We start from the raw sequence: 14,443 nt of genomic DNA, 5'->3' as shown, positions 1-14,443 counted from the left end.
CGATTGCGCGATCAGGATGGCGAACGGTCGCGACGCATCTGGGTGACCAGGGTAAAGCGGTCATCCGGGTGCACGGTCTCGGAAACCGCCATCAGGTCACCGTTTTCCTCGCGGTAATGGCGGGTGATCTTCAGCCCAGGCGAACCCGCCTCGGCCCTTAGCACCCGGGCCATTTCAGCGGTCAGCAACACCGCCCGCACCTGCTGGTCGACCACGGCGATCGACCGGCCATAGTGCTGCTCGATCAGCCCGGCAATCAGCTGGTCGGGGTGTTCGCGCGCCAGCTCGATAACCTCGGCATGGTCGCGCTGTGCATACACATCGGTCCAGCACAGCGGTGCGGCATTGTGCAGGCGGTCGACGCGAATGCTCGACACGCAGAAGTAATGCTCCCCCGGCACCAACCCCAGCCGCGTGGCCTCGCTCAGGTCGGCGACGAAGTGGCGCACGTTCTGGATTTCCCGCTGCTGGGTTTCGGCCAGGTGTGCAAGGTCGGCCACGCTGGCCAGCGATTGCGAATAGCCGCCGCGCGGGCTGCTGGCCTCGACCCGAGTGCCCACGCGCTTGCGCCGCGACACCAGCCCCTGGTTGAGCAGCTGGTCGATCGCTGCGCGCACCGTATGACGGCTCACCTCGTAAAGGTCGCACAGCTCGAACTCGGTCGGCAGCAGGCTGCCTACCGGGTAGCGGCCACTGGCAATGCCTTCCATCAAGTCCTTTGCCACGGTGGAATAGCGCGTCGGGTTCATACCTTTGCTCGGTCTCGCAAACTTCATCGCTTGATAGTGTATCAGCGACAGAATTTCGAACGCTTCACCGGCCCTCTGCAGGTTGGTCGCCCAGTGTCGGTCATGGATCGGCGGGCAAGCTCATGTGCAGCAAAGGGAACGGGCGGCCTTCACCGTCCAGCGGCGAGCGGCCGGTCTGGACAAAGCCATAGTGCTGGTAAAACCCTGTTGCCTGCGGGTTCTGCTCGTTGACATCGACACTCATCGTGCTGCGCGACTGGCGGCCGAAATCCAGCAGTTCGCGGCCAATGCCCTGGCCGTGGCGCGCGGGGTCGACGAAGAGCATTTCCACGTGGTTTTCATTGAAGCCGATGAAGCCCAGGGGCTGGTCATCGGTGTCTACTGCAACCCACAGCTCGACGGCCGGAAAATACAGGTCACGCAGCTGTGGCAACAGCGCGTCGATGTCGCAGGGTTGTAGAAAGTGGTGCGTCGCGCGTACGGCGCGCAGCCAGATGTCGAGCAACTGCGGGTAGTCTGCAGCGATGCCTTGGCGAATGATCATGCGGTCATCCTGAGTGAATTGATGGCGGATGGGCGCGCCAACAGGTGGCGGCCATGCGGGGTCGGCATCATGAATGACCGCTTCGCGAGTTAACGCCTGGGCGGTGCACGGCAGGGGAGGCCGGAAGGGAAGAGTGCGGAAGATTACCCGGATTGCGCAGTGTGGGGCAATGGCGGTGCGCTGCAGGTTTTGACTCGACTAGGCTGCTTGTCGATGCTGGAATTGAACCCGCACAACACGAACGGGCCGGGGGCGCCAATGAACCGCAACGAACTGCGCAAAGCCGATATCAACCTGATGGTGGTGTTCGAAGCCCTGATGCAGGAGCGCAACCTCACCCGTGCCGCGGAAAAGCTGTTCGTCGCCCAACCCACGGTCAGCGCCGCGCTGGCCAGGTTGCGTGCGATGTTCAACGACCCGTTGCTGGTCCGTGTGGGTAACCGCATGGAGCCCTCGGCCAGGGCCGAAGAGGTGATCAAGTACCTCACCCCGGCCCTGGATGCGATGTCCGTCGCCCTCAGCCTGACCCACGATTTCGACCCCTTGACCAGCAAGATGACCTTCCGCATCGGTTTGTCCGATGACGTCGAGTCCGGGCTGTTGCCGCCGCTGTTGCGGGCGTTGCGGGTCGAGGCGCCGAATGTGGTGGTGGTCGTGCAGCATGTGGATTACTGGCGCATCCCCGACTTGCTGGCAGCGGGCGATGTAACGGTCGGCATCAGCCAGACCAAGGGGCTGCCTGCCAATGCCAAGCGCAAGGTACTGCGCACGATGCAGGGCAGGGTAGTGCGCGCCGACAAGTCGGCCACGCCACTGACACTGGATGAGTTCTGCGCCCGCCCGCACGTTCAGGTTTCGCCCACCGCCAACACCCAGGGTGTGGTAGACGATTGGCTTAAAGAGATTGGCCGCGAACGCAAGGTGGTGTTGTCGGTGCCGCAGTTCAGTTCGCTGCCGGCGATTCTGGCTGGCACCGACCTGCTGGCCTGTTGCCCGGACTATGCCGCACAGGGCATGGAGCGTTGGGGCAACCTGCAGGCTGAGCAGTTGCCGTTCGAAACCACGGCGCTGGAGCTGGCGATGGTCTGGTTGAGCACTACCGACAGCGACCCCGCCGAGCGCTGGCTGCGCAGCCGCCTGGAGCACTACATGGGCGGCGTGCGCTCGTTGGACGGTGGCCAGGTTTAGAACGCCCCCTGCAAGGTCACCATGAAGTTACGCGGCTCACCATAGAAGTTACCCCAGCCCGGCGCACCGATGGTGGCGTAGTACTTCTTGTCGAACAGGTTGTTGCCGTTGAGGGCGACGGTCCAGTTCTGGTCCAGGCGATACTGCACGCGGCCGTTCCACACGGTGTAGCCCGCCTGCTCGACGCGGGTGTTGCGGGTGGTGCGGAAGTTCTCGCTCTGGCTGTTCAGACCGGCACCGAGGGTCCAGCGTTCCAGGGCACCGCCCAGCTGGTAGTCACCCCACACTTTGAACATGTGCCGTGGAATGAAGCTGGAGGTGAACGTCAGCTCGGTGGGGTCGCTGTCTTCGATGGTCTTCAGGTATTTGGTCTGGGTGTAGGTGTAGCCCGCCAACAGTTGCAGGCGCTCGATCGGCGAGCCGCTGATCTCGGCTTCGAAACCCTGCGCGCGCACCTTGCCGCTGTCGGTGTAGCAATACCCGTCGCCTGACGGGCAGGTCTCGATGTAGTCGCTTTCCGCGCGGTGGTTCTCGACGGTGCGGAACAGGTTGAACGAGGTATTCAGCGCGCCGCCAAGCAGCTCGCCCTTGATGCCAATCTCGTAGTTGGCACCGGTCTTGGGCTGAAGTGGCTGCCGCTCGGCGTTCACCTTGTCGCTCTGCGGCTGGAAGATGTCGGCGTAGCTGGCGTAGGCGGTCCACTGGTCGTTCAGGTCGTAAAGCACGGCGGCGAACGGCGTGACCTGGCCGTTTTCCTCACTGCGGTTGTTCACCCAGTAATCGTAGAACTCGGTGTAGGAGTCGCTCTTGTTGCGGTACCAGCTGACCCGCGCGCCCAGTACCAGGGTAAGCGGCTCTGCCAGCTTCAAGCGCAGGTTGGCGTAGGTGCCGTATTGGGTGGTGGTGGAATCGGTTGGTACGCTGCCACCACGGGTCGGGTTGACCAGGTAATCGTCCTTGGACGGGCGAGGGAAGTTCGGGGAGGGGTTGAACGGGTTCTGCTTGCCGTCCAGTAGAATCAGCGCGAAGTAATCATGGGTTTTCTGCCGGCTGGCGTTGGCGCCGATGATCAGCTCGTGCTGCAGGCCGAACGCCTCGAACTTGCCATCAATATAGCTATCGAAGCCGTAGTCGTCCTGGTCGTAGTCGAAACGACCGGCGCGGACGGCCATGCTGGCAGTGTTGGCGCCGACCGGCACCGTGCCTTCGGAGTAGGCGTATTCGATGTCCTGGTCGTTGTGGGTGTAGACCGAGGCGAAGTTCAGTGTCCAGTCATCGTTGAAGCGGTGCTTGAAGTCGGCAAAGCCGGTAATACGCTGGCTTTGCAGGTCGTTCCAACTGGCCCCCAGGCAGGTGGAACGCGACAGCTTCAGGTCACTGCCATCGGCGTAGCGTGGCACGCCGGCATAGCACGGTGTGGCATCGACGTCCTCGTAGGCCAGGCCGAAGCCCAGGGTGGTGTCGGCGCTGACGTCCCAGTCGATGGCGCCATACAGTATCTGGTCCTGGCGCTTGGCCGTGTCATAGAAATACTGGCGGTCCTGCAGGGCTGCCACCGCGCGGCCCCGCACGCTGCCCGACTCGTTCAGCGGGCCGCCTACGTCGACTTGGCCGCGATAGTTGTCCCAGCTGCCGGCGGACAGGGTGACAGTGGTCGCGGCCTTGTCCTGGCCGCGCTTGCGCACGAAGTTGACACCACCAGCGGAGGAGCCGGAGCCCTTCATCATCCCGGCCGCGCCTTTGAGGATTTCGACGCGGTCGTAGAACGCCATGTCGCTGGAAAAGCTGTTGGCCTGCACGTAGTTGCCACCCACGTCCAGCGGCACGCCGTCGTACTGGTACTGGCCGTCCAGGTTGAAACCACGGGAGTAGAAGTATTTGCCGCCCATGGGCGAGTCATACACGGTGATGCCAGGGGTCTTGTCCAGTACCTGTTCGAGGGTGTTCAGGTTCTGGTCGTCAAGCATCTTGCGGGTCATCACGGTGACCGCCTGCGGGGTTTCTTTCAGCGTATGGACGCCCTTGCCGATGGTCACTGCGCGGGCGGTGTATGACTGGGTGCCCTCGCTGGTCGCATCCAGCCGATTGGAGTCGATGTTCAGCGGCCCCAGCTCCATGGCCGTGCCGTAGTCTGCCGGCACCAGCACATAACCGCCATTGCCCTGGCGCTGCGCCTGCAAGCCGCTATTGCTCAGTAACCGCACCAGCCCTTCCTCGACGCTGTAGCTGCCTTCCAGGCCTGCGCTGCTCAGGTTGCGGGTCTGCTCGGTGTCGAACGAAATGGTCACACCCGCCTGCACGCCAAACTGGGTTATGGCATTGCCCAAAGGGCCAGCGGGGACATGGTAGGCGGTCTGGCTTTGAGCCATGGCCTGGGCAGGCATCAGCAGCAGGCACGGCGCGCTGGCAAGGGACATGCCGAACAGCACCAGGCGCACGGCCTGGGTCAGTTTGGTTGCAGGGGTGGGGTACAGATGAGGCATTGCGTGATCCTTCCGAGTCATGGCAGAAAGTCGCTGTCGTCGCGGCTTGTGTCAGGGACGGACGAGAATCGAAATCAGCAAGGTTCGCGCGTAGGTTTTTCAGCGCCTGCTCAGGCAGGCTCCACGCTCACCCAATAGCGGCTGAGGTAGTGCACCCTCACAGGGAGGGTTTTCGGCAGGTTGGCCAAAGCGATATCGGTATCATCGATGCGAAATGCTCCGGAGATACTCATGGCCCGGATTGCGGAGGCGCAGCGCAGCACGCCTGGCCGATAGCGCCCCAGTTCTTCGATGAAGTCGCCCAGCCGCCAGTCGTTAACGCTCAGCATGCCCTGCAGCCAGGCCGTGGAATCGGCGGGTAGAGCCTGGGCGGTGGCGAAGTCATCCTGGTCAAAACTCACTTGTTGGCCCGCTTGCAGTTGCAGCAGCCGATCAAGGTGGCGCTGTGGACGTACCTCGACGCTGCCCTGAAGCACGCCCACGCGGGTCTGGCGCGCAAGTTTGCGGATGCTGAACTCGGTACTGCGGGCAAGCACGCTGCCGTCATCGGTGTGCACGATGAATGGGCGCTGCTGAAGGTCGCTGACCGGGCGGACCAGAATTTCCCCTTGATACAGCTGAATCGCCCGCACTTTCGCGTCATAGCGCACGTCCAGCGCGGTGCCCACGTTCAGCTCCAACTGCGAGCCGTCCACCAATTGCAGGGTGCTTCGTTCGCGGCTGCCGGTACGTTGTTGGGCCAGCAGGGAGCGATAGGGCACCTGCTCGGCGGCCAGCCAGCCACCTGCGCCCATCGCCAGCAACAGGCTCAGCACCTTCAGCACTTCGCGCCGCTGCGCCTGTGCCGCGCCGAGGCTGGACAGCGCCGCCTGTGGTGGCAGCATGGCCCACTGTTGCTGCAGCTTTTCTACTCGCGCCCAGGCGGCAGCGTGTTGTGGGCTGGCCTGCAACCACTGCCGCCAGGCCTGGGTGCGGGCCTCGCTGTTGGCGCCGTCGTTGAGCTGTACATACCAGGTGGCAGCGGCTTCGAGTGTCTTGAGATCCATCGGCTCAGCCTTCGACTGCCAGCAGGCAGCGGGTCATGGCCTTGATCAGGTGATTCTTCACGGTGGTCACCGACACGCCGAAGCGCTCGGCCGCAGCACCGTAGGTCAGGCCTTCCAGTTGCACCGCCAGGAAGATGGCGCGGGTCTTGGCGCCGAGTTCGTCGAGCAGGTTGTCCACGGTTACCAGCATTTCGATGATGGACAAGCGCACCTCTGGCGAAACCTCCACCGGTTCCGGGCGCAAGGCCAGGGCCTGCAGATAGGCTTGTTCGATGGTGCGGCGGCGGACCTTGTCGATCAGCAGCGCACGGGCGATGGCGCTGAGGTAGCTGCGCGGCTCGCGGATCGGCAATTGATTGCGCGCGGTCATCACCCGCAAAAAGGTATCGTGCGCCAGGTCGGAGGCATCGGCGGAGTTGCCCAGGCGGGCGCGTAGCCAGCCCTTCAGCCAGCCGTTGTTTTCGCTGTAGAGCTGATGCAGGGCCTGATGATCGAGCGTCGACATGGCGTCAAATTCGCAATATGAATAGGAATTGATCGCATTGTCGCGATGAGCCAGGGCGATTGCAAGGGGGCATTTGGGGCCGCAGGGCGGCCCCCAATGATGCGGCGGTTAAAAGCCCGCTTCCAAGTCCAGGAGGTCCTGCACGGTCTGGCGCCGACGGATCATGCGCAGTGCCCCGTCCTCGATCAGAAACTCCGGCAGCAGCGGCCGGCTGTTGTAGCTCGACGACATCGACGCGCCATAGGCACCGGCGTCGTGGATCACCAGCAGGTCGCCCACCTGTGCCTGGGGCAGCTCCTGCGGGGTCAGTTCCTGGTCATCCTGGGTGAACACGTCACCCGACTCGCACAGCGGCCCGGCCACCACGGTCGGTTGCCGTGGACGGTCCACCGGCTGGCCGTTGGCATCGAGCAGGGTCATGCCGTGGTAAGCGCCGTACATCGCCGGGCGCATCAGGTCGTTGAAGCCGGCGTCGATCATGACGAAGGTATTGCGGCCCACTTGCTTGACGGCACGCACTTCGGCCACGAGGTAGCCCGACTCGGCCACCAGGAAGCGCCCCGGCTCGATTTCCATGCGCACCGGGTGGCCGAGCATCGCTTCGATTTCCTTGCGCGCCACTGCCCAGGTCTGGGCATAGCGTTGCAGGTCGACTGGCTTGTCGGTTTTGCGGTACGGGGTGGACAGCCCGCCACCAATGGAGAAGGCTTCGATGTCCACGCCCAGGCGGCCGATCAGCTCGATCATCGAGCGAGCCACCTGCTCCAGGTGCTGGTAGTCCACTCCCGAGCCAATGTGCATGTGCACGCCCACCAGGTGCAGGCCGTGCGCCTTGATGCACGCCAGCGCCTCGTCCAGCTCTTCGTGCCAGATGCCATGCTTGCTGTTTTCACCGCCGGTGTTGGTCTTGCGGCTGTGGCCATGGCCGAAGCCTGGGTTGATACGGATCCAGACGCGGTGGCCGGGCGAGCGTTCCCCGAGTTGGCGCAGCATGTCGATGGAGCCGGCGTTGACTTCGATTTTCGAGGCCACCACGCGTTCCAGGGTGGGGCGGTCCAGTGCGTCACAGGTCAGCACCACGCCGGCAGGGTCACCGCCCACGCTGGCACCTGCGGCGAAGGCCCGTTCCATTTCGCCCAGCGACACGGCGTCCAGCACCAGGCCATGGGCGCGCATCAGGCGCAGCACATGCAGGTTGGGGTTGGCTTTCTGGGCGAAGCGCACGGTGTCGAACACCTTCAACTGCTCGACACGTTCGGCGATGGTACCGGTGTCGTACGCCCACAGCGGCGAGCCGTGCTGGCGGACGGCTTCGGCCAGGAGGGTGAAGGGTGCGGTCATGGTGGCGCTACTCCTATAAGAAAGGCCACGAGCATGAGGCAAAGCAGGAATTCAGAAAAATAGCTATTTTTCTGATGGCCATTCATATTTGATATGCCCATTGTCGACCCACCGAGTGCTGCCGTGAAACTGTCCGTCCGCCATATCGAAGTGTTCCGCGCCATCATGGCCGCAGGCAGTGTCACCGGCGCGGCGCGGCTGCTGTTCACCTCGCAGCCCACTGTCAGTCGCGAGCTGGCGCGCCTGGAGCAGGTGACCGGGCTGAATCTGTTCGAGCGCGAAGGTGGGCGTTTGGTGGCAACGGCCCAGGCATTGCTGTTGATCGAAGAGGTCGAGCGTGCCTATGTCGGGCTGGAGCGCATCGATCGCTTTGCCCAAGCCATCCGCAATTTCGAGCAGGGGCGGCTGGCCATCACCTGCCTGCCGCTGTTTTCACAGACCTTGTTGCCCAAGGCCTGTCAGCGCTTTCACCAGCAGCACCGGGGCGTGAGCGTGAGCATCCTGGCGCAGGAGTCGCCCTTGCTGGAGGAGTCGCTGGTTGCCCAGCAGCACGACCTTGGCCTGACCGAGGTCGAGCAGATACCGCGCGGCGCTTATGGTGAATTGCTGTTCAGCGCCAACATGGTGTGCGTGTTACCCGAGCATCACCCGTTACAGGCCAAGGCCGAGCTGGAACTGAGCGATTTTCACGAGGTCGATTTCATCAACCTGGCCAGCCTGGACACCTACCGCCAGCGCCTGGACCAGCACTTTCGTGCAGCGGGGGTTAACCGCCGCACCATCATCGAGACCACCAGCGCCGCGTCGGTGTGCGCCATGGTCAGGCAAGGCCTGGGGGTGGCGATCATCAATCCGCTGAGCGGGCTGGAGGCGGCCCAGGGCGGGCTGCCGATCCGCAGGTTACGGGTGTCGGTGCCGTACCAGGTGATGCTGATACGCCCGGACCACCGGCCGGCCTCGGCGGCGGTGGAGCCGTTTTGCGAGGCGTTGCGGGAGCAGGCGCAGGCGATGCAGGCGGCGTTGCGGTAGGTTCGGGCTCAGAGCTCGCAGACGAAGGTCCCGGTCCCGGCCAGGATGTTCTCCAGGGTTTGCTTCACTTCATCCATGTCGCTCAGTGCGCTGGTCAGGTTGATTTCCAGCACCTCGTCCCCCTTCAATGCATCCCGGTCGCCGGCCGCCACTTCGATCAGCAGGTGCTTGGCGCTCAGGGTGACTTTCAGCCCATCCAGCGTCGACGGCTCGTCATCCAGGGTCAGGTCGACGGTGTCTTCGTCCGGGTAGCGGGTAAGCAGAAACATCTGACCCTTGTCGCTGTGGCAGCACAGGGTCGCCATGTTGTCTTCCTCGTCATCGCAAGGGGTGGCGAACAGCAGCGCGGTGTTGATTTGCATGAGCAGGCTCGGATCAAAGGAAACGGAAGGGAATTCTGACAGTCTTGCGTACAGGCATAAACGTAAAGTTACCGCCCCTTGACCGAAATTGTCGCAGCGCTGCAAGCGTTGATGACCGATCAGTCGTTAAGCTTCGGCGAGCCCTGGGCGTGCCTGCGCACGTTCAACGCCTGGTTTTACCGTCCGCCTTGCCACGGGTTGGCTATCGTTGATCCGTACACGGCGCACGCAGCGACGCTTCAACTATTACAAAGCCCAAGCGGAGTACCACAGATGGCGTTCTTCACCGCAGCCAGCAAAGCCGACTTCCAGCATCAACTGCAAGCGGCCCTGGCGCAGCACATCAGCGAACAGTCCCTGCCACAAGTGACGCTGTTCGCCGAGCAGTTCTTCGGCATCATCTCTCTGGACGAACTCACCCAGCGCAGGCTTTCCGACCTGGCCGGCTGCACCCTGTCAGCCTGGCGCATCATCGAGCGTTTCGACCCCGAGTACCCGCAAGTGCGCGTGTACAACCCTGATTACGAACGCAACGGCTGGCAATCGACCCATACCGTGGTCGAGGTGCTGCACCACGACCTGCCGTTCCTGGTCGACTCGGTGCGCACCGAGCTCAACCGCCGCGGCTACAGTATCCACACCCTGCAGACCACCGTGCTCAGCGTGCGCCGTGGTGCCAAGGGCGAGCTGCTTGAACTGCTGCCCAAGGGCACCCAGGGCGAGGGCGTGCGCCACGAGTCGCTGATGTACCTGGAGATCGACCGCTGCGCCAACGCCGCCGAGCTGACGGTGCTGACCCGAGAAATCGAGCAGGTGCTGGCCGAAGTACGGGTGGCAGTGGCCGACTTCGAACCGATGAAGGCCAAGCTGCGTGAAGTGGTGGCGCAAGTGGAGCAGACCGCCTTTGGCCCAGCGCAACACGAAAAGGGCGAAGTCAAAGCCTTCCTCGAATGGCTGCTGGATAACCACTTCACCTTCCTGGGCTATGAAGAGTTCACCGTCAAGGGCGACGCCGATGGCGGCCAGATGGTGTACGACGAGCAGTCGTTCCTTGGCCTGCCGCGCCGCCTGCGTGTGGGCCTGACGACAGAAGAGCTGCGCATCGAAGACTACGCCGTGGCCTACCTCAACGAGCCGCTGCTGCTGTCGTTCGCCAAGGCTGCACTGCCCAGCCGCGTACACCGCCCGGCCTACCCTGACTACGTGTCGATCCGCCAGCTGGATGCCGATGGCAAGGTGGTCAAGGAACACCGCTTCATGGGCCTGTACACCTCGTCGGTGTATGGCGAAAGCGTGCATGCCATTCCGTACATCCGCGTGAAGGTGGCCGAAGTCGAGCGCCGCTCGGGCTTCGATCCCAAGGCCCACCTGGGCAAGGAACTGGCGCAGGTGCTGGAAGTGCTGCCGCGCGACGACCTGTTCCAGACACCAATCGATGAGCTGTTCAGCACGGTCATGGCGATCGTGCAGATCCAGGAGCGCAACAAGATCCGCGTGTTCCTGCGCAAGGACCCGTACGGCCGCTTCTGCTACTGCCTGGCTTACGTACCAAGGGAAATCTATTCCACCGAAGTGCGGCAGAAGATCCAGCAGGTGCTGATGGAGCGCCTGAAGGCCAGCGACTGTGAGTTCTGGACCTTCTTCTCCGAATCGGTACTGGCCCGTGTGCAACTGATTCTACGGGTCGACCCAAAGAACCGCATCGACATCGACCCGCAGCAGCTCGAGCGTGAAGTGGTCCAGGCGTGCCGCTCGTGGCATGACGACTACTCGGCGCTGGTGGTGGAGAACTTCGGCGAAGCCCAGGGCACCAACATCCTCGCCGACTTCCCCAAAGGCTTCCCGGCCGGTTACCGCGAGCGCTTCGCCGCGCACTCGGCCGTGGTCGACCTGCAGCATGTGCTGAACCTGTCTGAAAGCAAGCCACTGGCGATGAGCTTCTACCAGCCGCTGACCCAAGTGGGTGAGCGCATCCTGCACTGCAAGCTGTACCACGCCGACACCCCGCTGGCGCTGTCCGATGTGCTGCCGATCCTGGAAAACCTTGGCCTGCGCGTGCTTGGCGAGTTCCCCTACCGCCTGCGCCATGCCAATGGCCGCGAGTACTGGATCCACGACTTCGCCTTCACCTACAGCGAAGGCCTGAGCCTGGATATCCAGCAGCTCAACGACACCCTGCAGGATGCCTTCATCCATATCGTGCGCGGTGACGCCGAAAACGACGCCTTCAACCGCCTGGTGCTGACTGCCGGCCTGCCGTGGCGCGACGTGGCGCTGCTGCGCGCGTACGCCCGTTACCTGAAGCAGATCCGCCTGGGCTTCGACCTGGGTTACATCGCCAGCACCCTGAACAACCACACCGACATCGCCCGCGAGCTGACCCGGTTGTTCAAGACCCGCTTCTACCTGGCGCGCAAGCTCACCCAGGACGACCTGGACGACAAGCAGCAGCGCCTGGAACAGGCCATCCTGACCGCGCTGGACGATGTCCAGGTGCTCAACGAAGACCGCATCCTGCGGCGCTACCTGGACCTGATCAAGGCCACCCTGCGCACCAACTTCTACCAGCCGGATGCCAACGGCCAGAACAAGTCGTACTTCAGCTTCAAGTTCAACCCCAAACTGATCCCCGAACTGCCCAAACCGGTGCCCAAGTTCGAGATTTTCGTCTATTCACCGCGCGTAGAGGGCGTGCACCTGCGCTTTGGCAACGTTGCCCGCGGGGGCCTGCGCTGGTCCGACCGCGAAGAAGACTTCCGCACCGAAGTGCTGGGCCTGGTCAAAGCCCAGCAGGTGAAGAACTCGGTGATCGTGCCGGTTGGCGCCAAAGGCGGCTTCCTGCCGCGTCGTCTGCCGCTGGGCGGCGGCCGTGACGAGATCGCCGCCGAAGGCGTGGCGTGCTACCGCATCTTCATTTCCGGCCTGCTCGACATCACCGACAACCTCAAGGACGGTGGCGTGGTGCCGCCGGCCAACGTGGTGCGTCACGACGATGACGACCCGTACCTGGTGGTGGCGGCCGACAAGGGCACCGCGACCTTCTCCGACATCGCCAACGGCATCGCCATCGACTACGGCTTCTGGCTGGGTGATGCCTTTGCCTCGGGCGGCTCGGCCGGTTACGACCACAAGAAGATGGGCATCACCGCACGTGGCGCCTGGGTGGGCGTGCAGCGCCACTTCCGCGAGCGCGGCATCAACGTGCAGGAAGACCCGATCACCGTCATCGGCGTGGGCGACATGGCCGGCGATGTGTTCGGCAACGGCCTGCTGATGTCCGACAAGTTGCAGCTGGTGGCGGCGTTCAACCACCTGCATATCTTCATCGACCCGAATCCTGAGCCGGCATCGAGCTTCGCTGAGCGCAAGCGCCTGTTCGACCTGCCGCGTTCGGCCTGGAGCGATTACGACACCAGCATCATGTCCGAAGGCGGCGGGATCTTCCCGCGCAGTGCCAAAAGCATCGCCATCAGCCCGCAGATGAAAGAGCGCTTCGCCATCGAAGCCGACCGCCTGACCCCGACCGAGCTGCTGAACGCGCTGCTGAAGGCGCCGGTGGACCTGCTGTGGAACGGCGGTATCGGTACCTATGTGAAGGCCAGCAGCGAAAGCCACGCCGATGTTGGCGACAAGGCCAACGATGCACTGCGGGTCAATGGCAACGAACTGCGCTGCAAGGTGGTGGGCGAGGGCGGCAACCTGGGCATGACCCAGCTTGGCCGGGTCGAATTCGGCCTGAACGGCGGCGCCACCAATACCGACTTCATCGACAACGCCGGCGGCGTGGACTGCTCCGACCACGAGGTCAACATCAAGATCCTGCTCAACGAAGTGGTGCAGGGTGGCGACATGACCGAGAAGCAGCGCAACCAGCTGCTGGGTAGCATGACCGATGAAGTGGCCGGCCTGGTGCTGGGCAACAACTACAAGCAGACCCAGGCGCTGTCGCTGGCGGCCCGCCGTGCCCGTGAGCGGATTGCCGAATACAAGCGCCTGATGGCCGACCTGGAATCGCGTGGCAAGCTGGACCGCGCCATCGAGTTCCTGCCGTCCGAAGAACAGCTGGCCGAGCGCCTGGCCGCCGGCCAGGGCCTGACCCGCGCCGAGCTGTCGGTGCTGATCTCGTACAGCAAGATCGACCTCAAGGAGCAACTGCTCAAGTCGCTGGTGCCGGACGACGACTACCTGACCCGCGACATGGAAACCGCCTTCCCACCGTCGTTGGTCAGCAAGTTCGCCGAGGCCATGCGCCGCCATCGCCTGAAGCGCGAAATCGTCAGCACCCAGATCGCCAACGACCTGGTCAACAACATGGGCATCACCTTCGTCCAGCGCCTGAAGGAGTCGACCGGGATGAGCCCGGCCAACGTTGCAGGGGCCTATGTGATCGTGCGCGATATCTTCCACCTGCCGCACTGGTTCCGCCAGATCGAGGCACTGGACTACCAGGTGCCGGCAGAAATCCAGCTCACCCTGATGGACGAGCTGATGCGCCTGGGGCGTCGTGCCACGCGCTGGTTCTTGCGTAGTCGCCGCAACGAACAGGACGCCGGGCGCGACACCGCGCACTTCGGGCCGAAGATCGCGCAACTGGGGCTCAAGCTGGACGAGCTGCTCGAAGGCCCGACCCGCGAGCGCTGGATGGTGCGCTATCAGGGCTTCGTCGAGGCCGGTGTGCCGGAGTTGCTGGCGCGCATGGTGGCCGGTACCAGCCACCTGTACACCCTGCTGCCGATCATCGAAGCGGCCGACGTCACCGGCCATGATCCGGCGCAGGTGGCCAAGGCGTTCTTCGCCGTGGGCAGCTCGCTGGACCTGACCTGGTACCTGCAGGAAATCAGCAACCTGCCGGTGGAAAACAACTGGCAGGCGCTGGCCCGCGAGGCGTTCCGCGACGACATCGACCTTCAGCAGCGGGCGATCACCATCTCGGTACTGCAGATGGCCGATGCCCCGCAAGACATGGACGCCCGTGTGGCACTGTGGGCCGAGCAGCATCGGGTGATGGTGGAGCGCTGGCGCGCCATGCTCGACGACCTGCGCAATGCCACTGGCACCGACTATGCGATGTACGCGGTGGCCAACCGCGAGCTGGTCGACCTGGCCATGAGCGGGCAGGCGGCGGTGGTGCCGTCCTGAACACCAGGCTGAAATGAAAAAGCCCCGGCAGTGATGCCGGGGCTTTCTTGTTTTCCT

General features: G+C 63.6%; 10 protein-coding genes. 3 read left to right on the top strand and 7 right to left on the bottom strand.

From position 1 onward, the window contains the following. Positions 1–11: 11 nt before the first annotated feature. On the bottom strand, positions 12–749 hold the full coding sequence (locus Q9451_RS22590) for a GntR family transcriptional regulator (RefSeq protein WP_012271253.1): 738 nt from the start codon (positions 747–749) through the stop codon (positions 12–14). Between the two features lie 100 nt (positions 750–849). Next, positions 850–1,293: an acetyltransferase gene (locus Q9451_RS22585; protein ID WP_012271254.1), complete on the bottom strand. Its 444-nt coding sequence runs from the start codon at positions 1,291–1,293 to the stop codon at positions 850–852. A 213-nt stretch (positions 1,294–1,506) separates the two neighbouring features. Between Q9451_RS22585 and Q9451_RS22580 the strand changes: the two genes are divergently transcribed. Further along, the gene (locus Q9451_RS22580; RefSeq protein WP_012271255.1) at positions 1,507–2,481 is read left to right on the top strand and encodes a LysR substrate-binding domain-containing protein; all 975 of its coding nucleotides are present in this window, start codon (positions 1,507–1,509) and stop codon (positions 2,479–2,481) included. On the opposite strand, the gene Q9451_RS22575 is transcribed toward Q9451_RS22580, so the two are convergent. The 4 genes from Q9451_RS22575 to lysA form a co-directional block, all read right to left on the bottom strand. Beyond that, entirely contained in the window at positions 2,478–4,964 is a 2,487-nt protein-coding gene (locus Q9451_RS22575) for a TonB-dependent receptor (RefSeq protein ID WP_012271256.1), read from the bottom strand. The two genes, Q9451_RS22580 and Q9451_RS22575, sit on opposite strands and share 4 nt — an antisense overlap. Positions 4,965–5,074: 110 nt before the next feature. Beyond that, the gene (locus tag Q9451_RS22570) at positions 5,075–6,010 is read right to left on the bottom strand and encodes a FecR domain-containing protein (RefSeq protein WP_012271257.1); all 936 of its coding nucleotides are present in this window, start codon (positions 6,008–6,010) and stop codon (positions 5,075–5,077) included. 4 nt (positions 6,011–6,014) lie between these two features. After that, on the bottom strand, positions 6,015–6,515 hold the full coding sequence (locus tag Q9451_RS22565; protein ID WP_012271258.1) for a sigma-70 family RNA polymerase sigma factor: 501 nt from the start codon (positions 6,513–6,515) through the stop codon (positions 6,015–6,017). Positions 6,516–6,623: 108 nt separating this feature from the next. Next, the gene (gene lysA, locus Q9451_RS22560) at positions 6,624–7,856 is read right to left on the bottom strand and encodes a diaminopimelate decarboxylase (RefSeq protein ID WP_012271259.1); all 1,233 of its coding nucleotides are present in this window, start codon (positions 7,854–7,856) and stop codon (positions 6,624–6,626) included. 123 nt (positions 7,857–7,979) lie between these two features. Here lysA and Q9451_RS22555 point away from each other — a divergent pair, with 123 nt between their 5' ends. Then, positions 7,980–8,885 carry a LysR family transcriptional regulator gene (locus Q9451_RS22555; RefSeq protein ID WP_041166660.1) on the top strand — a complete coding sequence of 302 codons (906 nt, stop codon included), beginning with the start codon at positions 7,980–7,982 and terminating at the stop codon, positions 8,883–8,885. An 8-nt stretch (positions 8,886–8,893) separates the two neighbouring features. On the opposite strand, the gene Q9451_RS22550 is transcribed toward Q9451_RS22555, so the two are convergent. Next, positions 8,894–9,247 (bottom strand): hypothetical protein, encoded by a 354-nt coding sequence (locus Q9451_RS22550; protein WP_012271261.1) that lies wholly within the window; start codon positions 9,245–9,247, stop codon positions 8,894–8,896. A 273-nt stretch (positions 9,248–9,520) separates the two neighbouring features. Here Q9451_RS22550 and Q9451_RS22545 point away from each other — a divergent pair, with 273 nt between their 5' ends. Then, complete coding sequence (locus tag Q9451_RS22545) at positions 9,521–14,386, top strand: NAD-glutamate dehydrogenase (protein WP_012271262.1); 4,866 nt, start codon at positions 9,521–9,523, stop codon at positions 14,384–14,386. Positions 14,387–14,443 lie beyond the last annotated feature (57 nt).

It is taken from the genome of Pseudomonas sp. NY8896 (assembly GCF_039634505.1).
The sequence above is the reverse complement of the archived record's forward strand: the minus strand, read 5'-3'. Positions and strand labels throughout refer to the sequence as shown.